The sequence below is a fragment of the Pseudomonas sp. GV071 genome (assembly GCF_003050835.1).
Taxonomy (GTDB): domain Bacteria; phylum Pseudomonadota; class Gammaproteobacteria; order Pseudomonadales; family Pseudomonadaceae; genus Aquipseudomonas.
The window spans coordinates 1-24,604 of the sequence record NZ_QAOJ01000022.1 but is presented as its reverse complement, the minus strand read 5'-3'; the positions used below and the strand labels follow the sequence as shown (position 1 = coordinate 24,604).

20 protein-coding genes and 1 pseudogene are annotated in these 24,604 nt (G+C 62.0%); 12 read left to right on the top strand and 9 right to left on the bottom strand.

Annotation, left to right across the window (positions count from 1 at the left end; genetic code table 11):
- Window positions 1-432 (top strand): annotated as a pseudogene (locus C8K61_RS26545) (electron transfer flavoprotein subunit beta/FixA family protein); the annotation flags it as partial.
- Complete coding sequence (locus C8K61_RS26540; RefSeq protein WP_108100066.1) at window positions 433-1,362, top strand: electron transfer flavoprotein subunit alpha/FixB family protein; 930 nt, start codon at window positions 433-435, stop codon at window positions 1,360-1,362.
- Between the two features lie 67 nt (window positions 1,363-1,429).
- On the opposite strand, the gene C8K61_RS26535 is transcribed toward C8K61_RS26540, so the two are convergent.
- Window positions 1,430-2,359, bottom strand: coding sequence for an alpha/beta fold hydrolase (locus tag C8K61_RS26535; protein WP_108100064.1), 930 nt, complete (start codon window positions 2,357-2,359; stop codon window positions 1,430-1,432).
- Window positions 2,360-2,475: 116 nt separating this feature from the next.
- Between C8K61_RS26535 and C8K61_RS26530 the strand changes: the two genes are divergently transcribed.
- The 8 genes from C8K61_RS26530 (at window position 2,476) to C8K61_RS26495 (ending at window position 10,148) form a co-directional block, all read left to right on the top strand.
- Window positions 2,476-3,291, top strand: coding sequence for an ABC transporter substrate-binding protein (locus C8K61_RS26530; protein ID WP_108100062.1), 816 nt, complete (start codon window positions 2,476-2,478; stop codon window positions 3,289-3,291).
- Between the two features lie 12 nt (window positions 3,292-3,303).
- Entirely contained in the window at window positions 3,304-3,657 is a 354-nt protein-coding gene (locus C8K61_RS26525) for a DUF4398 domain-containing protein (protein ID WP_371920035.1), read from the top strand.
- Window positions 3,654-4,463 (top strand): OmpA family protein, encoded by an 810-nt coding sequence (locus tag C8K61_RS26520; RefSeq protein WP_108100058.1) that lies wholly within the window; start codon window positions 3,654-3,656, stop codon window positions 4,461-4,463. Before C8K61_RS26525 ends, C8K61_RS26520 begins: the two co-directional genes overlap by 4 nt.
- A gap of 174 nt (window positions 4,464-4,637) precedes the next feature.
- Window positions 4,638-6,077 carry a PLP-dependent aminotransferase family protein gene (locus C8K61_RS26515; RefSeq protein WP_108100056.1) on the top strand — a complete coding sequence of 480 codons (1,440 nt, stop codon included), beginning with the start codon at window positions 4,638-4,640 and terminating at the stop codon, window positions 6,075-6,077.
- A gap of 201 nt (window positions 6,078-6,278) precedes the next feature.
- Window positions 6,279-8,000 (top strand): VWA domain-containing protein, encoded by a 1,722-nt coding sequence (locus C8K61_RS26510; RefSeq protein WP_108100054.1) that lies wholly within the window; start codon window positions 6,279-6,281, stop codon window positions 7,998-8,000.
- Between the two features lie 31 nt (window positions 8,001-8,031).
- Entirely contained in the window at window positions 8,032-8,598 is a 567-nt protein-coding gene (locus C8K61_RS26505) for an RNA polymerase sigma factor (RefSeq protein WP_305889196.1), read from the top strand.
- Window positions 8,595-9,377: a hypothetical protein gene (locus C8K61_RS26500; RefSeq protein WP_108100050.1), complete on the top strand. Its 783-nt coding sequence runs from the start codon at window positions 8,595-8,597 to the stop codon at window positions 9,375-9,377. Before C8K61_RS26505 ends, C8K61_RS26500 begins: the two co-directional genes overlap by 4 nt.
- A 93-nt stretch (window positions 9,378-9,470) precedes the next feature.
- Window positions 9,471-10,148: a hypothetical protein gene (locus C8K61_RS26495; protein ID WP_108100048.1), complete on the top strand. Its 678-nt coding sequence runs from the start codon at window positions 9,471-9,473 to the stop codon at window positions 10,146-10,148.
- A 93-nt stretch (window positions 10,149-10,241) separates the two neighbouring features.
- On the opposite strand, the gene C8K61_RS26490 is transcribed toward C8K61_RS26495, so the two are convergent.
- Window positions 10,242-12,068 carry a long-chain-acyl-CoA synthetase gene (locus tag C8K61_RS26490; protein WP_108100046.1) on the bottom strand — a complete coding sequence of 609 codons (1,827 nt, stop codon included), beginning with the start codon at window positions 12,066-12,068 and terminating at the stop codon, window positions 10,242-10,244.
- 251 nt (window positions 12,069-12,319) lie between these two features.
- Here C8K61_RS26490 and C8K61_RS26485 point away from each other — a divergent pair, with 251 nt between their 5' ends.
- Window positions 12,320-13,945, top strand: a complete 1,626-nt coding sequence (locus C8K61_RS26485) for a mechanosensitive ion channel family protein (protein ID WP_371920034.1) — start codon at window positions 12,320-12,322, stop codon at window positions 13,943-13,945.
- On the opposite strand, the gene C8K61_RS26480 is transcribed toward C8K61_RS26485, so the two are convergent.
- From C8K61_RS26480 to C8K61_RS26450, 7 genes are all read right to left on the bottom strand, one after another.
- Window positions 13,924-14,745, bottom strand: coding sequence for an NAD(P)-dependent oxidoreductase (locus tag C8K61_RS26480; protein WP_108100042.1), 822 nt, complete (start codon window positions 14,743-14,745; stop codon window positions 13,924-13,926). The two genes, C8K61_RS26485 and C8K61_RS26480, sit on opposite strands and share 22 nt — an antisense overlap.
- Before the next feature lie 172 nt (window positions 14,746-14,917).
- Window positions 14,918-16,903, bottom strand: coding sequence for an acetyl/propionyl/methylcrotonyl-CoA carboxylase subunit alpha (locus C8K61_RS26475; protein ID WP_108100040.1), 1,986 nt, complete (start codon window positions 16,901-16,903; stop codon window positions 14,918-14,920).
- A gap of 148 nt (window positions 16,904-17,051) precedes the next feature.
- Window positions 17,052-17,849 (bottom strand): enoyl-CoA hydratase/isomerase family protein, encoded by a 798-nt coding sequence (locus tag C8K61_RS26470; protein WP_108100038.1) that lies wholly within the window; start codon window positions 17,847-17,849, stop codon window positions 17,052-17,054.
- A gap of 3 nt (window positions 17,850-17,852) precedes the next feature.
- Window positions 17,853-19,013 carry a citronellyl-CoA dehydrogenase gene (gene atuD / locus C8K61_RS26465; protein ID WP_108100036.1) on the bottom strand — a complete coding sequence of 387 codons (1,161 nt, stop codon included), beginning with the start codon at window positions 19,011-19,013 and terminating at the stop codon, window positions 17,853-17,855.
- Window positions 19,014-19,169: 156 nt separating this feature from the next.
- Window positions 19,170-20,786 carry a geranyl-CoA carboxylase subunit beta gene (gene atuC, locus C8K61_RS26460; protein ID WP_108100034.1) on the bottom strand — a complete coding sequence of 539 codons (1,617 nt, stop codon included), beginning with the start codon at window positions 20,784-20,786 and terminating at the stop codon, window positions 19,170-19,172.
- Between the two features lie 3 nt (window positions 20,787-20,789).
- Window positions 20,790-21,668 carry an SDR family oxidoreductase gene (locus C8K61_RS26455; RefSeq protein WP_108100032.1) on the bottom strand — a complete coding sequence of 293 codons (879 nt, stop codon included), beginning with the start codon at window positions 21,666-21,668 and terminating at the stop codon, window positions 20,790-20,792.
- Between the two features lie 107 nt (window positions 21,669-21,775).
- On the bottom strand, window positions 21,776-23,566 hold the full coding sequence (locus C8K61_RS26450) for an acyclic terpene utilization AtuA family protein (RefSeq protein WP_108100030.1): 1,791 nt from the start codon (window positions 23,564-23,566) through the stop codon (window positions 21,776-21,778).
- 194 nt (window positions 23,567-23,760) lie between these two features.
- On the opposite strand from C8K61_RS26450, the gene C8K61_RS26445 reads away from it, so the two are divergent.
- Entirely contained in the window at window positions 23,761-24,381 is a 621-nt protein-coding gene (locus C8K61_RS26445) for a TetR/AcrR family transcriptional regulator (RefSeq protein WP_108100028.1), read from the top strand.
- The last annotated feature ends 223 nt before the right edge of the window (window positions 24,382-24,604 follow it).

Below are 24,604 nucleotides of genomic sequence, written 5' to 3'. Positions count from 1 at the left end.
AAAGAGCAGCCTTCGCTGGTCATCCTCGGCAAACAAGCCATCGACAGCGACAACAACCAGACTGGCCAGATGCTCGCCGCCCTCAGCGGTTACGCACAAGGCACCTTCGCCTCCAAGGTTGAAGTAGCTGGCGACAAGGTCAACGTAACCCGCGAAATCGACGGCGGTCTGCAGACCGTTGCGTTGAACCTGCCGGCCATCGTGACCACCGACCTGCGCCTGAACGAACCGCGCTACGCGTCGCTGCCGAACATCATGAAAGCCAAGAAGAAGCCGCTGGAAGTTGTTACTCCGGATGCTTTGGGCGTCTCCACCTCGTCCACCGTGAAAACCTTGAAAGTCGAAGCGCCGGCTGCTCGCAGCGCAGGTATCAAGGTCAAGTCGGTTGCTGAACTGGTCGAGAAACTGAAGAACGAGGCGAAGGTAATCTAAATGACTATCCTGGTTATCGCTGAACACACCAATTCCGCTCTGGCTGCTGCCACCCTGAACACTGTGGCTGCTGCCGCAAAAATCGGTGGTGACATTCACGTACTGGTTGCTGGCTCCAACGCCGGCGCCGCTGCTGAAGCCGCTGCGAAAATCGCTGGCGTGGCCAAAGTGCTGGTAGCCGACAACGCTGCCTACGCTCACCAACTGCCAGAAAACGTTGCGCCGCTGATCGCCGACCTGGGCAAGAGCTACAGCCATATCCTGGCTAGCGCTACTTCCAACGGCAAAAACATCCTGCCGCGCGTTGCCGCAGCACTAGACGTTGATCAGATCTCCGAGATCATCTCGGTAGAAAGCGCCGACACCTTCAAACGTCCGATCTATGCCGGTAACGCCATCGCTACCGTGCAGTCCTCGGCTGCCGTGAAAGTGATCACCGTGCGTTCCACCGGTTTCGACCCGGTTGCAGCTGAAGGCGGTTCCGCTGCTGTTGAAGCTGTGAGCGGCCCGGCTGATGCTGGCAAGTCGTCCTTCGTTGGCGAAGAGCTGGCCAAGTCCGACCGTCCTGAGCTGACCGCTGCCAAAATCGTCGTTTCCGGCGGTCGTGGCATGCAGAACGGCGACAACTTCAAACATCTGTACTCGCTGGCCGACAAACTCGGCGCCGCTGTGGGTGCATCCCGTGCCGCTGTCGACGCCGGTTTCGTACCGAACGACATGCAGGTTGGCCAGACCGGCAAGATCGTCGCACCGCAGCTGTACATCGCGGTCGGTATCTCCGGTGCCATCCAGCACTTGGCGGGTATGAAGGACTCCAAAGTCATCGTCGCCATCAACAAAGACGAAGAAGCGCCAATCTTCCAGGTTGCCGATTACGGTCTGGTTGCGGACTTGTTCGAAGCTGTACCTGAGCTGGAAAAACTGGTTTAACCAGCGCTTCCCGCCCAAGAAAAACCCGCTCAGTGAGCGGGTTTTTTTATGCCCGGCGGTTAAGGCCTCAGCCTTTCACACTGTCCAGAAACGCCTGGTAATGTTCAGCCGTTTCTTCAGGCCGTTCGATCATCGGCACATGGCCGCAGTCTTTCATGATCACCACGGTGGGCTTTTTCAGCAGCGGTTTCATCACCTCAATGCTCGACACATCCAGCACCCGGTCCTTGTCGCCCCAGAGCAGCAGGGTGGCTGCCTGGATTTTCGGCAGCTCCGGTTCCAGGGGGATGTAGCGCTCTCTCAGGTGGCTGAATACCTTGTCATTCTGCGCACTTCTGGCGCTCGCTTGCTCCGCCATGTAGCGCCGCACGTTGGCTGGCACGCTCGGCGGCTGGACGAAAACAAAGCTCACCAGCTTGGCAAAACTCTCCGCATCACGGGCTACCAGCGGGTTGGGGGCGCCGCGTTCGAGCATTTCGTAGAGTTCGCTTTTTTTCGGTGAAGTCACGCCAGCGTTATCAAACAGTGCCAACGACTGCACCTGCTCCGGATGGCGCGCTGCATACAGCGCGGCAATATGGCCACCCATCGAGTTGCCGACCACATGCACCTTGCTCAGTCCCAGGGTTTTCACGAATGCCGCAACGCGCTCGGCCTGGGTGCCGACGTCATAGCTGGCATCGGGTTTGCTGCTGTCACCGAAGCCGGGGAGGTCGAGGGCAATCACCTGGTAGCGCTTGGTGAAGAACTTGGCGAAGCGTACCCAGTTGTCCTTGTTGGCGCCGAAGCCGTGAATCATCAGGATGGTTTCAGCGTCAGCCGGGCCGCCCTGGTAATAGTGAATGCTCAGGTCGCCGACCATCACTTGCTCATTGCTCAGGCCAGCCACCTGGCGTTCGGCAAATTGTGCGGTGGCCATCAAAGCAGCGGGGGAGAAGTACAGCAGGGCGGCAATTGCTGCCACACAGATCGCAAAGCCAACCAGTAGTTTTTTCATGGACCGTCCTTATCGCCAATAATTATTTCAATTCGTCTAAGCTAGCATGACGCCATGTGTTGTCGGCATCCTCTGGCTTTCACTCCAAACCATCGTTCTGTTCGGGAAACCCGCAGATGCAGATACGCCACTTGATCGCGCTGTTGTTGCTCGCCGGGCTACCCGGCTTGAGCGCTGCCGCTGGAAAGTGTGAGCGGCTGGTGGCCACCGGCAATCCCGAATACCCCCCTTATTTATGGCGCGACCCGGCCAACCCGAAACAGTTGATCGGCGCCAATGCCGACCTGCTCAAGCAACTGGGCACTGAGCTGGGCCTGAACATTGACGTGATCTACACCGGCCCGTGGTCCCGTGCTCAGGAAGAAGTGCGCACCGGCCGGGTCGACTTGATTGCCGGCGCCTTCCTGACCTTGCCGCGTCTGGAAACCATGGACTATATCCATCCCGCCTTCCTGGAGACCGCCAGCGTGGTCTGGGTCAAGCGCGGCAAAGGTTTCCCCTACAGCCAATGGGACGACCTGCGCCTGCACACCGGCGGCACCTTGGTGAACAACAGTTTCGGCCAGGCTTTCGACCATTACGCCAAAGACAACCTCAGCCTGGAGACCGTGCCGAGTCTCACCCAGGCCTACCAGAAATTACTGCTGGAACGCACTGACTACGTCCTCTACGAGCGTTACCCAGGCTTGGCGCTGGCTGAAACCCTGGGGATGGCCGCCGACCTCGAAGCCCTGGAACCACCGATTTCCAGTGAAGGTCTGTACCTGACCTTGTCGTTCAACTCGGCTTGCAACGAGCCGTGGCTGCGCGGACAACTGGCGAAAAAGATGACAGAATTGGCCGCCTCTGGCGTGCCGGAAGCCTTGCTGCAGCGCAATCTCAAGCTGTGGAAAGAGCAACAACTGCAACCGGCTACTCCCTCGAAACCGTAGGAATTTTTCGTGATTCATACCCGCATACTGGCAACCGGCCTGGTCCTTGTGGCGCTGGTCGGTTGTACCAAAGACCCCGCGCCAAACGAGCAGATGCGCCTGACTGAACAGGCCGTCTCGCAAGCCAAGGCCGTCGGTGCCGATGAGCAGATCCCGGAGATGGTGCTGGCCGAGCAGAAGCTGGCCCGGGCGCAAAAGAACATGAATGAGCAAGACTACAAACGTGCGCGCATGTTCGCCGAGCAGGCGGAACTGGATGCACGCCTGGCCGAAGGGCGCGTGCTGACCTTCAAGAGCGAGAAGCAGCTGGCTGATCTCAATGCCCGCATCAAGCGTCTCCACAAGCAACTGGGGGCCATGCAGTGAGCCAGACTACTTTGCGCCTGAGCGTGGCCCTGTTGGCCGTGGCACTGCTGGCTGGCTGTGCCACTGAGCCCGATGCCGAGCAGCGTCTGGAGGCCGCCCGCGAGAGCTTCCAGAAAGTCAAAGAAGACACCGATGCCCTGCGTTACGCGCCGCGCGATGTGATTCGTGCCGGTGATTCGCTGTCGCGTGCCGATCGCCTGTCCACCTACTGGGGCAGCGACGCCGATGTCGAGCATTACGCCTACCTGAGCGAGCGCTACAGCGCGATTGCCAGCGAGCACGCCAAGCTGAGCATCAACCAGGAGCGCGAAGCCAAGCTGCAGCTGGAAATCGAGCGCCTGCAACTGAACCTGCGTGAGGCCAAGCTGGTCAGCGTGCAGCAGCAAGGCAAATGGCTGGAAGAACAGATCAACCTGGCCGCCACCGAGACCAATCGTGGTCTGGTGCTGACCCTCGGCGACGTGCTGTTCGACCCCGCCGACAGCGAATTGAAACCCTCCGCCAACCGCACCTTGCTCAAGCTGGTGCAGTTCCTCCAGCTCAACCCGCGGCGCGTAGTGCGCGTTGAGGGCTACACCGATAACCGTGGCAGCAACGAGGAAAACCTCAACCTGTCGAAAGAGCGGGCGCAGGCGGTGGCCGACATGATGATCGACCTTGGCATTGAGGAAAAACGCATCCAAGTGGTGGGCTACGGTGCGGATTTCCCGGTGACCGAAAACGCCTCGTCCCGCGGCCGTGCGCAGAACCGCCGGGTGGAGATCGTGTTCTCCGATGACCAGGGCAAGTTGGGCGCTGATCGGTAAACGGCATCTGCTTCAAAAAAGCCCTGGTCGCCCAACAGCACCGGGTTTTTTTGTGCCTGAAAGATCCGGATTTGTTCTGTATGGAAAACAAAAACAGCAACTGTGCCGGTTCAGTTCTAGACTGTTTCGCTACTGTATCGGTGTTCGCGCTCAGGTAACCCAGGAAAAGCTGCCATGACCAGTCTGTTGCTCTATCAACGCATCGCCCAGCAATTGGCTGAAGACATTCGCCGTGGCGTCTACCAGCCGGGCGAGCGAGTGCCGTCGGTGCGCAAGATGAGCTCACAGCTGAACGTCAGCCACGCCACGGTGTTGCAGGCCTATGCCAATCTCGAAGACCAGGGCCTGATCCGCGCACGCCCGCAATCGGGTTTCTACGTTCACCAGACCCCAGCGCTGACTGCCGCCACACCTGACATTGCCCGGGTCGAACGCCCAGGCCTGGTCACCCGCAGCAGCATCATCCATCAAGTGCTCACCGAGGCGCGGCGCGAGGGCGTGTTCCCATTCGGCGCGGCGGTGCCGCATGTCGACTATCTGCCGGTGCGCGCCCTGCATCAGCAATTGGCCAAGGTCACCCGTTTCCAGAGCCCGCGTGCCTTCAGCTACATGTTCAGCCCAGGTTTCGAGCCGCTGCGCCGCCAGGTGGCGATCCGCATGCGTGACGCTGGTGTAGTGGTCGACCCGGCCGAAGTGGTGATCACCCACGGCTGTGTGGACGCCCTGCAGATGTCGCTGCGGGTGCTGACCAAGCCGGGCGACCTGATCGCCACCGAGTCGCCGACCTATTACGGCCTGCTGCAACTGGCTGATCTGCTCGGCCTGAAAGTGATCGAGATCCCCAGCGACCCCGGCACCGGCATCAGCCTGGAAGCCCTGCAGTTGGCGGCCAACCAGTGGCCGATCAAGGCCCTGGTGCTGACCGCGCGGCTGAGCAATCCGCTGGGAGGGACCATTCCCGAAGAGCGGCAGAAACAGCTGCTGCGCCAGGCGCGAGAGTTCGATTTCCACATCGTCGAAGACGATATCTATGGCGAGTTGCTGTTCGAACAAGGGCCAACCAAAGCGCTGAAATCCCACGACCGCGAAGGGCGCGTACTGTACTGCTCGAGCTTCTCGAAAACCCTGTCGCCGGGCGTGCGTGTCGGCTGGATCATCGCCAGCAAGTACCAGGACGACATCCAGCGCCTGCAAACCTTCACCACCCACTCGGCCTGCAGCGTCACCCAGATGGGGGTTGCCGCGTACCTGGAAAACGGCGGTTACGACCGCCACCTGCGCTACATCCGCCACGAATACCGCAAGAACCTCAGCGCCTTTCAGCTGGCGGTGCAGCAGTACTTTCCCGAAGGCACGCAGATCACCCGGCCCAAGGGCGGCTTCATTCTGTGGGTCAGCCTGCCGCGCCGGGTCAACACCAAAGACCTGCACGTGCGGGCCTTGCAGCAAGGCATCAGCATCGCGCCGGGGCTGATCTTCAGTAACACCGAGCAGTTCAACCACTGCGTGCGGCTGAACTGCGGGATCCCGTGGAACCGGGAGTCGGAGCGGGCGATCATGACGCTTGGGATGCTGGCCAATCAGCTTTGCCAGGAAACCCCGAACCTGCTGTAACCGCGTTCGACTTGAAATTCTGGATCCCAGCCTGCGCTGGGATGACGGAGGTTTTTGCCGCATCCACCGTCGCCCCAGCGCAGGCTGGGGCCCAGAATCTCGGCACCGTTCACCGCTTCAAAAATTTTTTCACCCCCCCTTAACCCGAACCCCATACCCCCTCCGTCTACCTGAGCGAATGGCCCCCCAGGAGACGCCCCGATGGCTCACTATGTCGCTCTATCCCGCTTGCCCCTGTTCTACGGTTTCGCCGCTGGTCTGGCCCTGGCACTCAGCGCCTGCTCGGTCAAGGAGTCGGACGCCGTTGCCGCGAAAACCCCGGCTGCCCCTGAGCCGCTCACCTATTCCCGCGACATGCTGGCCGAGCAGGCTGCGCCCGCCGAGTTGAAAAAAAGCGTTGCCGTTATGGGCGCCGTAATGCCCGCCCCGCGTATGGCCGTCGCCCCCATGGCCGACATCCAGGCACCGGGCTACCAAGACGTATACCGTGAGCAGTACCAGAAGCTCGCCGACAACCCGATCCACGCCGTGGCGCAAGACCCGGTCTCCACCTTCAGCATCGACGTCGACACCGGTAGCTACGCCAATGTGCGGCGCTTTCTCAATCGCGGTCAGCTGCCGCCGGAAGAGGCGGTGCGCCTGGAAGAGCTGGTGAACTACTTTCCCTACGGCTACCCGCAAAACTCCGGTGACACGCCGTTTGGCGTCAGCACCGAACTAGCGGTTACCCCGTGGAACCCCAACAGTCGCCTGTTGAAAGTCGCCATCAAGGCGTCCGAGCTGCAAAGCCAGGCCATGCCGCCGGCCAACCTGGTGTTTCTGGTCGACGTCTCCGGCTCCATGGATCGCCCCGATGGTTTGCCGCTGGTGCAAAGCACCCTGAAGCTGCTGGTGGACCAACTGCGCGCCGAGGACAAGGTGTCGCTGGTGGTCTATGCCGGCGAATCGCGGGTGGTGTTGGCGCCGACTGCGGGCAGTGAAAAGGCCAAGATCCGCGCGGCCATCGAGCAACTGCAGGCCGGCGGTTCGACAGCAGGGGAGTCGGGCATCCAGTTGGCCTACCAGCAGGCGCAGCAAGGTTTTGTCGCCAAGGGCATCAACCGCATCCTGCTGGCCACCGATGGTGACTTCAACGTCGGCATCAGCGATTTCGACAGCCTGAAAAAGCTTGCCGAAGACAAACGCCAGACAGGCGTGTCGCTGACCACCCTGGGCTTTGGCACCGATAACTACAACGAACAATTGATGGAACAACTGGCCGACGCCGGTAACGGTAATTACGCCTATATCGACAACCTGCGTGAGGCGCGCAAGGTGCTGGTGCAGCAGCTCAGCTCGACCTTGGTGACGGTGGCCAAGGACGTCAAAATTCAGGTGGAATTCAACCCCGCACAGGTCAGCGAATACCGCCTGCTGGGCTACGAAAATCGTGCACTGAAACGTGAAGACTTCAGCAACGACAAAGTCGATGCCGGCGAAATCGGCGCGGGCCACACGGTGACCGCGCTGTACGAAATCGTCCCGGCCGGCAACAAGGGCTGGCTGGAACCGTTGCGCTACCAGGCGACCGAGAAGCGCGCCGCCTCCAGCGAAATGGCCTTGCTGCGCATTCGCTACAAAGCGCCGCAACAGCAGAGCCGTCTGCTGGAGGTGCCGATTGCGGCCGACGCCAAGGTGCCGGCGATTGCCGACGCCAGCGCCGACCTGCGTTTTGCCGCCGCCGTGGCTGCCTTCGCCCAACAGCTCAAGGGCGGGCAATACACCCAGGGCTTCGACCTTGCCGCCAGCGCCGAACTGGCCCGTGGCGCCAAGGGTGAAGACCGCTTCGGGCTGCGTGCCGAGTTCGTGCAACTGGTAGAACTGGCGCAGAGCCTGCACACTGCCGCCACTCCCTCTTCCAGCACCATGGCCAAGGTCGACTAGCGTGACAGCCGCTCCTTCTCCGTTAACCGCTGTGAGCGACGCCGAGCTGCTGCGTCGCTACCGGCAAGGCGACAGCCAGGCGTTCGCGCTGTTATACGAACGCCACCGCCTGGGCCTGTTCCGTTTTCTCTGTGGCCTGTGCAACGACGCGGCATTGGCCGAAGAAATCTTCCAGGAAACCTGGATGAGCCTGATCCGCAGCGAGTCGCAGCAACGCGAAGCGGTGCAGTTCACCACCTGGCTGTACCAGATTGCCCGCAACCGCCTGATCGACCATTGGCGCAAGCATGGCAAGCGCCAGAACCTGCAGGACGAGTACGACGAGCTGCAGCACGGTGAGGCAGACACCCAGCCCAACCCGGAGCAGCAGCTCAGCCTGACCCGTGATCAACAGCGCCTGCAGGCGGCACTGGATGATCTGCCGGCTGAGCAACGCGAAGTGTTCCTGCTGCGCGCCCACGGCGACCTGGAGTTGCATGAAATTGCCGCGCTGACGAGCACCCCGGCGGAAACGGTTAAAAGCCGCCTGCGTTACGCATTGAGCAAGTTACGACGGTTGCTGACGGACCCGGCCACCGCCGACGAGGTATCCCTATGACGAACGACCCGCGCGAAAGCGCCGAGCTTGAGCAACAGATGCTTGAGCACTACCGCCGCCACAGCGAACAGCTGCCTCCGCCGGCATTGGACGCGCGCATTCTGGCTGCTGCCCAGGCACAGGCCGAGGTCTTTGCGCAGCAGCAGCAGCAGCCGGCGAAGACGCCGGTATTAAGCCGTCTGCACGGCTGGCTGTTCGGTGGCAGCCAACGGGCGCGCTGGTCCATGGCTTTTGCCAGCATCGCTACCCTGGGCATTGGCGTTGGCTTGGCAACCCGCACCATAGAGCGCAGCCCCGAGCAGTTCGATGCGGCGCCGCTGTCCTTTTCCATCCCCGCGCCGGCTCCGGCCATGGCGCCGCAAGCCGAGGCGGTAGACCCGGATGCCTCGTACGCCGCCGAGCCGCAGACGGAGAAAAAAGCCGCCCGCGCCGAGCTGGAGCGCCCCCGCCCGGAACTGCGTAAGCAGGCCGCACCGGTGATCATCAGCGGCCAGTTGAACGAAAACATCAACCAGGACGAAGCCGTTTCAGCACCCGCTGCTGCACCCTTTGCCGATGCCGCCGTGCCAGAAGCGCCACTGATGGCGAGTAAGGCCAAGGCCGACAAGGAGAGTGAAGAGGCGCACCTGCAACGCAACCTGAAGCAGATTCTGGACCTGCAACAAACCGGGCAGGCCGATCTGGCTCAGCAGCAATTGCACACCCTGCAACAACTTTATCCGCAGCGCGACCTGAGCCAGGAGTTGCAACGTTTACGCCTGCAACGTGGTCAGCAGTAGAGGGGCAGTAGCCAGTTGCTGCCCGGAATGCGCGCTTGCCAGGGATGGCTGAGCGCGCGAGCATGATGCTCTCTGCCGAGTTCGACTACTGCCATGATGTTAATTCGCCCCCTCGGGCTGTTGCTCGCGATGCTGTTATTAGGCGCCTGCGACAAAGACCCAACCCCGCCAAAAACGCCGCCGACGCCCCAGCCGCCGGCGGTGACGCAAGCCGCTGAACCCGTTGCTGCGCAAACGCCAGCCGCCAAACCGAGCGCCAAGCCGGCGTCGGCGAACACGCCCAAGCCGTTTGAACCCCTGGTTAAGAGCAAGCTCGAGCCGCTGCCTGAAGCGCCCGAAAAGAAACAGGCCAGCACCGCGCAAAAACCTGCCGAGGTGACAGCTAGCCCAGTGCGCACTCCGCAGCCGCCGGACAAGATCCAGCGCCTGCAAGTGGCCAAGCCACAGACCGAAGCACAGAAAAAAGCCAGCGACGCGGTCAAGCAAGCCAAAGTGGAAAAACCCACACTGAACCTGCACCTGCCCAAGGACGCGGTGAAAAAGTTGGAGCCGGAAGTGGCCGCTTTTGGTGCCAGTGAGCCAACCCCGAGCACCACTGAGCCGCCACCGGCCTTGCTGCCGCAATTGTTCGGCGACAAGACGGGCGAACAGAGCTCATTCGAGATGGGCGGGCGGGTGATCACCAGTGACCACCTCCGTGATCAGGATAAAGACGCCGGCTTGTTGGATACCGTGGATGGCGCGGAGCTGCAGTTCAAATTCCGCCATTAGCGTTTGCAGGGATCGCGGCTGAAGCCGCTCCTACAGATTGTGCATACCGTAGGAGCGGCTTCAGCCGCGATCCCTGGAAACGAAAAAACCCGCCTAAAACCGATGCACCCCGTTCTGAATCGCCTCATACACTGCCCAATCCAACACCTCGAACTGCCTACTCCCCGGTAACCGCACATACAGCGGGTCGCTCACCAGCAGCGGGTTGTAGGCGGCGGTCTTCAAGTCGTTCTTTTTGTATTTGAAGGTGCCGGTGGTTTCCACCTCGCGCAGCAGGCGCACGAACTGGGGCGCGGCATAGGCCGGCAGTTCGCGGTCCAGGTGCAGCGCCAGTTCGGCGCAGGCCAGCTGCAGGCCCGGGGTCAGGCGCAGGGCGGCCATGCCGCAGCGGCCGTTGGTGCCGGGAATCTCCACGCCATACACCACCGCATCCTCAATACCGGCAAACGCGCCCAAGGCGTTTTCCACTTCGGTGGTGGAGACGTTTTCGCCTTTCCAGCGGAAGGTGTCGCCCAGGCGGTCGACGAACTGGGTGTGCTTGAAGCCGATGTCGCGCATCAGGTCGCCGGTGTTGAACCAGGCGTCGCCCTTTTTGAACACGTTGCGCAGGATCACCGCTTCGCTTTTGGCCGGGTCGGTGTAGCCATCGAACGGCCATTTGGCGCTGATCTCGGTGATCAGCAAACCTGGCTCGCCCTTGTCGGCTTTCTGCAGGAAATTCTTCTTGGTGCGCAGCGGCCGGTCGTTCTCCAGGTCGTAGCGAACGATGGCGTAGGTGGCCGGCGAATAACCCACGGTATTGTCGAAATTGAACACGTTGGTAAAGCCGATATTGCCCTCGCTCGAGGCATAGAACTCGGTGATCCGCGCAATGCCGAAGCGCTGCTTGAACTCGCCCCAGATTGACGGGCGCAGGCCGTTGCCGATCATGCAGGTGAGGCTGTTGTTCAGCTCTTCCGGGCTGGTGGGCTGGTTCAGCAGGTAGCGGCACAGTTCGCCGATGTAGCCAAAGCAGGTGGCCTGGTAGTGCTGCACGTCTTTCCAGAAGGCGCTGGCGGAGAAACGCCGGCGCAGGGCAATGGCCGCACCGCCGGCCAGGGCCGCGCTCCAGCACACGGTCACGGCATTGTTGTGGTAGCAGGGCAGCGTCAGGTAGAGCACGTCCTGGTCGGTGAGGCCGAGGCCCGAGTGGCCGAAGCCCCCATAGGCCTTGATCCATTTGCCGTGGCTCATGATCGAGGCCTTGGGCAGGCCGGTGGTGCCCGAGGTGTAGATCAGGAAACAGGGGTCTTTGAGGCGCACCTTGGCGCTGTCGGCGAGGTTGTCGTGGGGCTCGCTCCAGGCCAGGTCCATGAGGTTTTGCCAACCCTCGGGGGCGGTGCTGGGCACGTTCAAGCTGTCGCCATCGCCGAGCCAGTAGCAGTGTTGATCGCTGCCAAACACCTGCTCGCGCACTGTTTCGAAGGGTTCGCGTAACTCTTCACCGATAACGAAATGGCTGGGTTTGACCAGATTCAGGCTGTGCACCAACACCTGGCCACGCTGGGTGGTGTTGACCAGCGCGCCCACCGCGCCGAGCTTTGCCAGGGAGGCGAGGAGCAAGAGCACCTCGATGCGGTTCTCCAGCATCACCGCCACCACGCTGCCATGCACCACGCCCTGTTTCTGCAGGGCGCGGGCCAGGCGGTTGGCCCAGGCATTGAACTGCGCGTAGCTGAGCTGGCGGTTTTCTTCGAGCACGGCCGGGCGCTCGGGGTAGCGCTCGGCAGCGCGTTCCAGGGCCCAGGCCAGTGACAGGTTCTTCTCGCGGTTACGGATGCCGGCGTAATACAGGCCGCGCAACATGCGCGGCACGCGAGCAACGATCGGCGGCAGGTGGGCGATGAAGCGGGCAGGGGTGATCAGATCGGCTTGGCTCATGTTCGCGTCGTTATGCTGTTATCGGGAACGAGCCCTAACTCTAGTTCGCCCATCCCGCTGGGACTATGACCCTGCTGCGGGCAGTGGCGGGCAGATGGGCAAATAGCCGCGAAATAAAGCGGCAAAAGCCTATGGCCGGTCTATATATCAGAGCAGGTTGGCGGAACGTATGCGCAACCAGAATGGCCATTCAAGGAGCAGGTATGGGTAGGTTTTTACAGCGGATGCTGGGCGGGGGCCTGGCGTTGGCAATGGCATTCTCTGCGCTGGCCGAGCAGAGCGTCGAGGACAACCCGCAAACCCTGAGCCTGAGCGACTCGCCAGCGGAACTGCAAATTGCCAACCGCACCATCATGGTCTTTCGCGCCGTCTTGATGGGCGAGGTGCCAGCGGTGCGGGTTGAGCGGGCCGACGCGGCAATCAGCGAAATCATGCGCGACGGCGGCGAGTTGCAGGTCACCTTGCAGCCGATCCAGAAGAGTTTCATCGTCCTGCTCAACGGCCGCCGCAGCTTTATCGTCACCCCCAAAGACGTCGATCCGCTGGAGCAGCAAAGCACCGAGCAGACCGCCAAGCTCGCCGCCGAACGCCTGCGCCAGGTGGTGGAAGAGACCCACGAAGGGCGTACCTTGAGCGCCATGCTCAGCGCCGTCGGCTACAGCCTGGCGGCGACCCTGCTGTTTGTGGCCTTGCTCTGGTCCATCCACTGGCTGCGCCGCAAGCTCTACCAGGCGCTGCCGATGCTGATGCAGCAAAAGGCCCGCGATCTGAAAGTGGGCGGTGCGCAGATTCTTGATTTGCGTTTTCTCTACACCCTGGTCAACCGCCTGCTCGACCTCCTGCGCTGGACCTTGGTGCTGTTGCTGGCGTATGAGTGGCTGAGCTTTGTGCTGTCGCGTTTCCCCTATACCCGGCCCTGGGGCGAGCGCCTCAACAGTTATCTGTTCGATGTGCTCGAGTACGTCTTGCAAGGCATCGTGCGTGCAGTGCCGGGCTTGCTGATCGCCGTGCTGATCTTTTTTATCGCCCGCGGTATCAGCGCCTTTGCCCAACGCCTGCTCAAGCGTCTGGCCTACCAAAGCCATAGTGTCGACTGGCTGAACGAAGAGACCCTGCAACCGACCTCACGCCTGACCTCGCTGGGCATCTGGCTGTTTGCCCTGGCCATGGCTTACCCCTACTTGCCGGGTGCCGGCACCGAAGCGTTCAAGGGGCTGTCGGTGCTGATCGGTCTGATGGTTTCCCTAGGCGCGTCGAGCCTGGTGGGGCAGGCGGCCTCCGGGCTGATCCTGACTTACACCCGCACCCTGCGTAACGGCGAGTACGTGCGCATTGGCGAGCATGAAGGCACGGTCACCGAGATGGGCATGTTCACCACCCGCATTCGTACGGGCCTGGGTGAAGTGCTGACCCTGCCCAATTCGATGATCACCGGCACGGTGACCAAGAACTACTCCCGCGCCGTGCAGGGCACTGGTTATATCGTCGACACGGTGGTGACCATTGGCTACGACACGCCGTGGCGTCAGGTCGAGGCGATGCTGATCGAAGCCGCGCGGCGCACCGACGGTATCGTCAGCGAACCGGCGCCGCTGGTGTTCCAGACCTCGCTGTCGGATTTCTACCCCGAATACCGTCTGGTGGCCCAGGCGATCTTTACCTTGCCGCGCCCGCGGGCACTGCTGATGTCGGCGCTGCATGCGCATATACAGGATGTGTTCAACGAATACGGCGTGCAGATCATGTCGCCGCATTACCTGGGCGACCCGCTCGACGCCAAGGTGGTGGCCGAGGAGAACTGGTACGCCGCCCCGGCGCAACGCCCGGCAACAGGCGAGGGCGCCGGGGCGGGCGATCAGTCGACGAACAAGTCCTGAATCAGGGTGCCGCCAGCCGGGTCGAAACGGTAGTGCTCGAACTCGACCTGGCCCTGTTCACGCAGAATCTCTTCATCAATCAGCAGGCGGCCGGTGATCGCCCGGCCGCTGCTGCTGAGAATCGCATGGGCAGCATCGGCCATGATCGCCGGCACCCGCGCACGCTTGAACGCCTCACGGCTGCCCAGCTCGAATTCGATGGCGGCGGTGGCGATCATGGTTTTAGGCCATAACGAATTGACGCTGATGCCGTACTTGGCGAACTCCTCGCTCATGCCCACGGTGAGCATGCTCATGCCGTACTTGGTCACGGTGTAGGGGCCGTGCTGGGCGAACCATTTGCTGTCCATGTTCAGTGGCGGTGACAGATTGAGAATGTGGCCCTTGCTCTGCTTCAGGTAGGGCAGCGCCGCCTGGCTGCAAACCATCACCGCGCGGGTGTTGATCTGGAACATCAGGTCGAAGCGCTTGGGTTGCAAGTGCTCGACGCCCACCAGCTTGATCGCCCCGGCATTGTTGACCAGCGCATCGATGCCGCCGAAGTGCTCGGCGGCCTTGGCCATCGCGGCCTTTACCGCCTCTTCGTCGCGCACATCCAGCTGCAGCGCCAGGGCTTTGCCGCCAACGGCCTCGACCTCGGCGGCCACCGAATGGATGGTGCCTTCGAGCTTGGCATGGGCCTCGGCGCTTTTTGCCGCGATGACAATATTGGCGCCCTCAGCAGCGGCCTTCAGCGCGATCTCGCGGCCAATGCCACGGCTGGCGCCGGAGATAAACAGGGTTTTGCCGGACAGGGACATAAGGTGAATCTCCAAAGGTTTTTATTGTTTGTTGGGGATGACATCAAAGGCCCCTCTCCCTAGCCCTCTCCCGCAAGCGGGAGAGGGGACCGACCGAGGGAGGCGCATGCAGTCGTCACCCCTCGCCCGCTTGCGGGAGAGGGGCCGGGGGAGAGGGCGCGGTTAGCACGGTCTATGAGTCGGCCTCTATCTCCACCAACACCTGCCGACCCTTCACCTGATCGCCTTTATTGGCCTGCACCCGCCGCACCACACCCTCACTGGCGGCCTTAAGTGGGTGTTCCATTTTCATCGCCTCCAGCACCACCAGCAGTTGCCCTTTGCTGACGCGCTCGCCCTCGGCAACCAGCACATCGACAATTGCTCCATCCATGGGCGCTTTGATCACGCCCGAGGCTGCTGCCCCTGCGGCACTGACCGGCTCGTGGGTCACGTCGTGCAGTTCCAGGTTGCCGTTATGACCGTACAGCCACAGCTGCTGGCCAGCGTGGTGATAGGCAAGGCGCTGGCGTACGCCATCGATATTCAGGGTGGCCCAGCGGCCATCGTGGTTGAGCAGTTGCAGGTCGAGTTGCTGTTCGCCAACGCTGGCCAGCAAACGCGGTTGTGGGCCGGATTGCTGCACGCTCAGCTCTACCGCGTATTTGTCCTCGCCATGCTTAAGCACAAAGCGCCAGGGCGCATTACCGGCGTTACGCCAACCGGCCAGTTCCACCTGGTGGGCGCGGGCCTCGGCGCCAGCCTGGTAGAGCAGGGCGGCGGCGCTGGCCAGCTCAACCGCACTCGGTGCTTGCGGGCTGAGGCTTTCGTCAGCCTGGAAGTGCTCGGCGATAAACGCGGTGGTGGCGTTACCCGCGGCGAATTGGTCGTGAGCCAGCAGGTTGGCGAGAAAGCGCTGGTTGCCGTTGACCCCCAGCAGTACGCAGTCTTCCACCGCCCGTACCAGCTTGCGCCGCGCTTCGTCGCGGGTGGCGCCATAGGCGATGACTTTGGCCAGCATGGGGTCGTAGAACGGCGTGATGCGCTGACCTTCGACCAGGCCATGGTCGATGCGGATGCCCTCCAGCTCGGCCGGCTCCCAGCGCAGCACGGCGCCGGTTTGCGGCAGGAAGTTATTGGCTGCGTCTTCGGCGTACAGGCGCACTTCCATGGCGTGGCCCGTCAGCTGGATCTGCTCCTGGCGCAACGGCAGCGGCTGGCCTGCGGCGACTTGCAGCTGCCAGGCCACCAGGTCCTGGCCGGTGATCAGCTCGGTCACCGGGTGCTCCACTTGCAGGCGGGTGTTCATTTCCAGAAAGAAGAACTCGCCGCTCTGGTCGAGCAGAAACTCCACCGTGCCGGCGCCGACGTAATTCACCGAAGCTGCGGCTTTCACCGCCGCTTCGCCCATGGCCTGGCGCAGTGCCGGCGTCATCACTGGGCAGGGCGCTTCTTCGACCACTTTCTGGTGGCGGCGCTGCACCGAGCAGTCGCGTTCGCCCAGGTAGACGATCTGTCCGTGCTGGTCGCCGAACACCTGAATTTCCACGTGCCGCGGTTGCAGCACCGCGCGCTCGAGAATCAGTTCGCCAGAGCCAAAGGCGTTCTGCGCCTCGGAGCGGGCGGTGCGGATCTGCGCAAGCAGCTCGCTGGGCTCATGCACCAGACGCATGCCACGACCACCGCCACCGGCGCTGGCCTTGATCATCAACGGGTAGCCAATGCGCTCGGCTTCACTGACCAGTAGCTGGTCATCCTGCTCGGCGCCTTCGTAGCCGGGAATGCACGGCACACCGGCTTTGATCATGGCGATTTTCGACAGGCGTTTGCTGCCCATCAGGTGAATGGCTTCCACGGTCGGGCCGATAAAGACGATGCCGGCGGCTTCGCAGGCCTGAGCAAAGGCGGCGTTTTCCGAGAGAAAACCGTAGCCGGGGTGGACCGCGTCGGCACCGGTTTTCTGTGCGGCGGCGATGATGGCGTCAATCGACAGGTAGGACTGGTTGACCTGCGCCGGGCCGATGTTCACCGCCTGGTCGGCCAGTTGCACATGGCGGGCATCGGCGTCGGCGTCGCTGTAGACGGCCACGGTGCGGTAGCCCAGGGCGTGGGCGGTGCGCATGACGCGGCAGGCGATTTCACCGCGGTTGGCGATCAGAATCTTGTTGAAGGCTGGCATGGTCAGTGGGCTCCTTTCTTATTCTTGTGTTTGCAGGATGCCCTCACCCCCAGCCCCTCTCCCGCAAACGGGCGAGGGGAGCAGACCGAGTCGCGGTCCAGTCCCCTCTCCCCTTGTGGGAGAGGGTTAGGGTGAGGGGTAAAAGCAGTCACACCGCCCACCCAGGCTTACGCTTCTGCATAAATGCCATCGTCCCTTCCACGCCTTCTTCGCCCACCACGGCCGCAGCAAACAGCCCGGCGGCCTGGTCGAGCAAGGTGTTCAGCGGTTCGTTTTCGGTAGCCAGCAACAGCGCCTTGGTCGCCGCATTGGCCCCCGGCGCGCATTGGCGAACCTGTTCCAACACCTGCGCCAAACGCGGCTCAACTTCGGCTTCAGAAAAATGCACCAAGCCCAACCGCAACGCCTCTTCACCGTCAAAGCGCGCCGCCGTCAGCGCCAGGCGGCGGGTCTGGGTCAGGCCGATGCGCTTTACCACAAAGGGCGCGATCTGCGCGGGAATGATCCCCAGGCTGGTTTCCGGCAAGCCGAACTTGGCGCTGCTCTGGGCGATGGCGATATCCGACACACAGGCCAGGCCAAAACCACCGCCAAGCACGGCGCCTTCAAGCACAGCGATCAGTACCTGCGGGGCGTTCTGCGCTTCTTCCAGCAAGGCACCAAAGGCGCGGTTGAGTTGGCGGTAGGCGTCTTCACCGTCGGTTTGCGCCCTGGCGCGGGCGCCGGCCATGTCCTTGATGTCGCCGCCGGCACAGAAGTGCCCGCCGGCACCTCGCAATACCAGGGCGCGGATGCTGGCGTCGGCGGCGCTGGTACGCAGCACGGCGCGCAGTTCCTCGACCATGGCCAGGCTCATGGCGTTGCGCGCGTCGGGGCGGTTGAGGGTGATGGTGAGCACGCCGTCGGCGTGCTCCAGCAGCAGGGTGGTGACGGTGGGTAAGGTCATGGCTTAGCCCTTCTTCTTGCCCGGCAGGGTACCCATCAGCTTGGCGATAATGCCCAGCATGATTTCGTCGGCGCCGCCGCCAATCGACACCAGGCGCACGTCGCGGTAGGCGCGGGCCACCGGGTTGTCCCACATGTAACCCATGCCGCCCCAGTATTGCAGGCAGCTGTCGGTTACTTCGCGGCCCAGGCGCCCGGCTTTGAGCTTGGCCATGGAGGCCAGCTTGGTCACGTCGCGGCCTTTGATGTACTGCTCGGTGGCCTGGTAGACCAGGGCGCGCAGGCACTCGATTTCGGTGGCCAGTTCACCCATGCGAAAGTGGATGACCTGGTTGTCGATCAGCGGCTGGCCGAAGGTTTTGCGTTCTTTGCAGTACTCGATGGTGGCGTCCACGCAGTACTCCAGGCCCTTGATCATATTGGCCGCGCCAAACAAGCGTTCTTCCTGGAATTGCAGCATCTGCATCATGAAACCGGCGCCTTCGTGGCCGATGCGGTTGCGCTGCGGCACGCGCACGTCATCGAAGAACACCTGGGCGGTTTCCGAGCTGCGCATGCCGAGCTTGTCCAGGTGCGGCGAGACGCTGATGCCCTTGGTGTTCATCGGCACCACGATCAGCGATTTGTTGATGTGCGGCTTGTCGTCCGAGGTGTTGGCCAGCAGGCACATAAAGTCGGCCGACGGCGAGTTGGTGATCCACATCTTGCTGCCGTTGATCACGTAGTCGTCGCCGTCTTTGCGGGCGGTGGTTTTCAGCCCGGCGACGTCAGAGCCGGCACCGACTTCCGACACGCCGATGCAGCCGACCGCCTCGCCAGTGATGGCCGGACGGAGAAACTCGTCGCGCAGTTCATCGGAGCCAAAGCGCGCCAGGGCCGGGGTGCACATGTCGGTTTGCACGCCGATGGACATCGGAATGCCGCCGCAACGGATGGTGCCGAACTCTTCAGCGGCGACGATCGAGTAGCTGTAATCCAGACCCATGCCGCCGAATTTTTCCGGCTTGGAAATACCCAGCAGACCGAGCTCGCCGGCCTTCTTGAAAATGTCGTGGATCGGGAAGCGCCCGGCCTTTTCCCACTCATCGACGTGCGGGTTGATTTCCTTGTCGACAAAGTTGCGCACCGTGCGGCGAAGTTCTTCGTGTTCCTGGGTGATGATCATTTTTTTATTCTCCTCGGGAATTCGGTAATTCGGTAATTCGGCTATTCGTAGGTTGGGTTGAGCGCAGCGAAGCCCAACATTGAGCAGACGCCGCGTGTTGGGGCCCAGTTGTTGGGCTTCGCGTTGCTCAACCCAACCTACGGTTGTGCGTTTTTGTCAGAATCGCGCCACACCATAGGTATTGGCCTTCAACGGCCGCACCTCGGCTTCGGCGCAGATATCGAGCAGGAAACCGAGCAATTTGCGCGTGTCACGCGGGTCGATCAGGCCGTCGTCCCACAGGCTGGCGGTGCCGTAGAGCGCGGTGGATTGGCTGTCGAGTTTTTGTGCAGTGACGGTTTCCAGCATGTCGAGCATCTTCGGGTCGGCTTCCTTGCCTTCCTTAAGGTGTTTTTCCTCGGTGACAATGCGCAGCACCTTGCCGGCCTGGGCACCGCCCATCACCGCCGTGCGGCTGTTTGGCCAGGCGAAGATAAAGCGTGGGTCCAGGCCGCGGCCGCACATGGCGTAGTTGCCGGCGCCGTACGAGCCGCCGACCACGATGGTCAGCTTCGGAACGCGGGCATTGGCTACTGCCTGAATGAGCTTGGAGCCGTGCTTGATCACGCCGTGCTGTTCCGACTCGGTGCCGACCATAAAGCCGGTGGTGTTGTGGAAGAACAGAATCGGCGTGTTGCTCTGGTCACACAGCTGAATGAACTGCGCCGCCTTGGCTGCGCCTTTCGGTGTGATCGGGCCGTTGTTGCCGATAAACCCGCAGGCCAGGCCTTCGATTTTCAACTGGCCGCAAATGGTCTGGTTATCGAACTCGGGTTTGAAATCCAGGTACTCGGAGCCGTCGGCAATGCGGGCGATGATTTCGCGCACGTCGTACGGTTTTTTCGCGTCGCTGGGGATCAGGCCCAGCAGCTCTTCGGCCGGGTACAGCGGCTCGCGCACGGCTTTGCGTGGGCGATGGGGCAGCTGTTCATTCCACGGCAACATACCGACGATTTCACGGGCAATGCGCACGCCGTCGGCGTCATTTTCGGCCAGGTATTCGGCGGTGCCGGCGATTTGTGCGTGCATCTCCGCGCCGCCCAGTTCTTCGTCGGTGGCCACCTCGCCAGTGGCAGCTTTAAGCAGCGGCGGGCCGGCGAGAAACATCTTGGCTTTGCCACGCACCACCACGGTGTAATCCGACAACCCCGGCTGGTACGCGCCGCCAGCGGTGCTGGAGCCATGCACCACGGTAACCTGCGGCAAGCCCATGGCCGACATGCGCGCCTGGTTGGCAAAGCCGCGTGCGCCCTCGACGAAAATATCCGCCGCGTAGTTAAGGTTGGCGCCGCCGCTTTCGGCGAGCGTCACCACCGGCAATTTGTTTTCGAAGGCGATCTGTTGCAGGCGCAGGGTCTTTTTCAGGCCGCTGGGGGAAATGGTGCCGCCCTTGATCGCGCTGTTGCTGGCGTTCACCAGGCAGCGCACGCCAGCGATATAGCCGATGCCGGAAATGATGCCGCCACCGGCCTGGGTGCCGTCTTTGTCGTCATGCAATTTGTAGCCGGCCAGCGAGGCCAGTTCGAGGAACGGTGCGCCAGGGTCGAGCAGCAGGTTCAGGCGTTCGCGAGGCAGTAACTGGCCGCGTTTGTCGAACTTGGCTTTGGCCTCGGCTGCCTTGTCCAACACCTTCTGTTCCACCTCACGAAAGCCGGCGATGGTGGCCAGCATGGCCTCGCGATTGCGGGCGTAGTCGGCGCTGTGCACGTCCAGTTCGGATTGAATCACCGGCATGACTTACTCCTTGTTGTCCGCAGGTTTGAGCACGTCCGGCACATAGGCGCGGTGGAAACCGTTGTACGACTCCACGTTCTTGGCTTTGCCCAGGGTCCAGGCGCGGCTGCCCTGGCTGGCTGCACCGTCGATACGGATGGTGTTGCCGCTGATGAAATTGGCGCCGGGGGTAAGCAAAAAGACGATGGCCGAGGCCACTTCCGATTCGGTGCCGATGCGTTGCAAGGGCACATGGTCCTTGAGCGAGCGGATCATGGTTTTCATCGAGTCGGGGTAGGTGTCCATGCCGCTGGAAGCAATCCAGCCCGGCGCCACGGCATTCACCCGCACCCCGGCATGGCCCCATTCGACGGCGGCGGTCTTTGTGAAGTTTTCCATGCCGGCGCGGGCGGTGCCGGAGTGGCCCATGCCCGGCATGCCGCCCCACATGTCGGCGAGCATATTGACGATGCTGCCGCCCTGTTTGCTCATGCACTGGCTGAACACTTCGCGGGCCACCAGAAAGCCGCCGACCAGGTTGGTGCGCACCACGGTTTCGAAACCTTTCTGGTTGATCGACACCAGCGGCGCCGGGTATTGGCCGCCGGCGTTGTTGACCAGGTGATGGATTTGACCGTGCTCGGCCAGCACCTCGGCGACCATGGCTTTCACCACTTCTTCCTCGCGGATATCGGCCGCTTTCCAGCTGACGCTGCCGCCATCGCTGATGATTTCGGCGGTGGTGGCTTCGAGTTTTTCCCACTTGCGCCCGACCAGCACCACGTGCGCGCCGAGGGCCGCCAGCTCATGGGCGGTGCAACGGCCGATACCGCTGCCACCGCCGGTGACCATAATGGTTTGGCCGCTGAACAGGCCGGGTTTGTAGATGGAGTCGTAGCTCATGTGCGGCTCTCGCTTGTTGTTCTTTTTTTTGTGGGAGGGGCTTTAGCCGCGATGCTTTTAAGATCAAAAGCATCGCGGCTGAAGCCGCTCCTACGGGGGGGCATCCGTCATACCAACTTTTCTGCCAAGGCCTTGGGCACCGGCACCGGGAATTCCAACAACTGCTGGGCAAACGCTTTGCCTTGCGGGTCGATGCGCAAACTGGCGACACCGCCGCCGCCCAAGGCGTTTTCCAAGAGGAAGTTCAGGCCCTGGCACCCCGGCAGGTACCAGCGGCTGATTTGCCCGTGAACCGGATCAAGCACATGGCCCATCCAGTCGGCTACCGCTTCCACGCTCAGTGCGGCGGCAATCCACGGCAGGTACTCGGACTCGCGGGCCATCACTCCGATATTGCTGTGATTGCCTTTGTCGCCGGAGCGCGCCACCGCCAGTTTCACCAGCGGTACGCTGGCATCGGCGAGGCCGTCTGCTGGTGGCACTTCCTGTTCTTCGCGCAGGCTGCTGATGGCAAAAGTGTCGACGGCGGGTAGGGCGACCGGATGACGTTCACCGTTGAGTTCCACGGAGAGTTCGCAGGCGTTTTTATCCACCAGAAACGAGAACAGGCGAATCACCGGGTACACGGTGGGGCGCCCGCCGACAATGCCGGTCAGTCCCGGCGCCATGCCGGTGGCCGCTTGGGCAATCTCGCGGGAGAACAACACCAGCGCTTCTTTCTTCGCATGCCGCACGGCCAGTTTTACTACCACTTCGCGGCTGTCCTGGCGCTGGCCATGGGGGCCGTAAGTGGCCTCGCTACCGAGCAGTTCGATATTGGTTTCGACGTAGCCGGGCCAGCCGCGGGCGGCGAACATCTCGGCGGTTTTGCTGATGATCGCCTGGCTGACGCGCTGGGCTTTTTTCACCGCATCGATGCCCGCAATCAGGCAACTGGCGGTGCAGCGGAAACCGTCGGGGTAGGTGGCGGAAACCTTGTATTGATTGGTAGGCGGCAGGCCCTTGGCGCCGAGCACTTCTACACGGTCGCTGCCGACTTCGTTGAGCTGCACCTGCGTGAAGTCGCAGACCACATCGGGCAGCAGGTAAGCGCGTGGGTCGCCGATTTCGTAGAGCATCTGCTCGCCGACCGTAAAGGGCGTCACCAGGCCGCCGGTGCCGGCCGGTTTGCTGACGATAAAGCCGCCATCGGCCGCCACTTCGATCAGCGGAAAACCGATGTGCTCGTAGTCCGGCACGCTTTCCCAGTCAGTGAAATTGCCGCCGGTGCACTGCGCGCCGCATTCAATGATGTGGCCGGCCAGGGCGGCTTGGGCGAGCTTGTCGTAGTCCTGCCAGCTCCAGCCGAATTCATGCACCAGGGCGGCGCTGACCACCGCGCTGTCGACCACCCGGCCGGTAATCACGATATCGGCTCCCAGGGCCAGCGCTTCGACAATGCCTGGCGCGCCGAGGTAGGCGTTGACCGATACGCACATTGGCGGCAGCGGGTTGCCGCTGAACATTTCGCGGGTGCCGGCTTTGTTCAGTTCGGGCAATTTGGTTTGCAGGTTGTCGCCATGCAGCACAGCGATTTTCAGCGACACGCCGGCTTTCTCGCAGGCGGCGGCCAGCGCTGCGGCACAGGCTTGCGGATTGACGCCGCCGGCATTGCTGATCACGCGCATTTTTTTGTTGGCGATGGTGTGCAGGAGCGGCGCAAGCACCTCGATAAAGTCGCCGGCATAGCCTTGCTCGGGGTTTTTCATGCGCGCGCCGGCCATGATCGACATGGTGATTTCGGCCAGGTAGTCGAACACCAGGTAATCCAGGTCGCTGCCATTCACCAATTGCGCGGCGGCGGTGGAGGTATCGCCCCAGAAGGCGGAGGCGCAGCCGATGCGTACGGTTTTTGTCATTGGAATAAGTCCGTTGGCCGATCGATGTGCCGACCATACCAAGCAAGCGCTTGGTTATGGAAGCCCCGATTTCACCTTTCTCAACTAAAGCATGGCCAAGCGCTTGCTTGGTTGAATCTTCACGCTTAAATTTCACCAATGCCGACAAGCACTTGCCACTTCTAAGGCCGGGCGTCGGGCTAGGGGGAATACGCGTGGATGAGCAACAAGCCCAGAAGGTGATGCACGATCTGGTGGTCGACGGCCAGGTCACCGACCCGGAGAGCGCGCGCGGCAAGTTGCTGCAAACGGCGGCGCACCTGTTTCGCAGCAAGGGGTATGACCGCACTACGGTGCGTGATCTGGCCAGTGCGGTGGGGATTCAGTCGGGCAGCATTTTTCATCACTTCAAGAGCAAGGATGAGATTCTTCGTTCGGTGATGGAGGAAACCATTCGCTACAACACGGCGTTGATGCGCGCGGCGCTGGCGGATGCCGGTACGGTGCGTGAGCGGGTGTTGGCGCTGATTCGCTGTGAGTTGCAGTCGATTATGGGCGGCACTGGCGAGGCGATGGCGGTGTTGGTGTATGAGTGGCGGTCGCTGTCTTCTGAGGGGCAGGCGTATATCCTCGATTTGCGCGATACGTATGAGCAGATCTGGTTGCAGGTGTTGGGGGAGGCCAAGGACGCCGGCTACTTCAAGGGGGATCCCTTTGTGCAGCGGCGGTTTCTGACCGGGGCGCTTTCTTGGAGCACCACGTGGTTTCGGGCGGAAGGGCCGATGAGTTTGGATGAGTTGGCGGAGGAGGCGTTGAGTTTGGTGATCAAGAGTTAGGTGTATTTCTTCGTTTGCGTGTGTGCTGGGCGTTTTGTTTCGCGCCTTACGCGCGACTCACTTTTTAGCAGTCGCCCTAAAAAGTAAGCAAAAACGGCTTGCCCCAACCTAGGCCCTACGCTGCGCTTCGGGTCCCCTTGTAAGCTAAATTCAACCTGCTTCAGACCGTGGTTCCCTTTGGTTACGAGACCGTGAGGGAGCATGGGTCGAAGCAGGTTTCTCT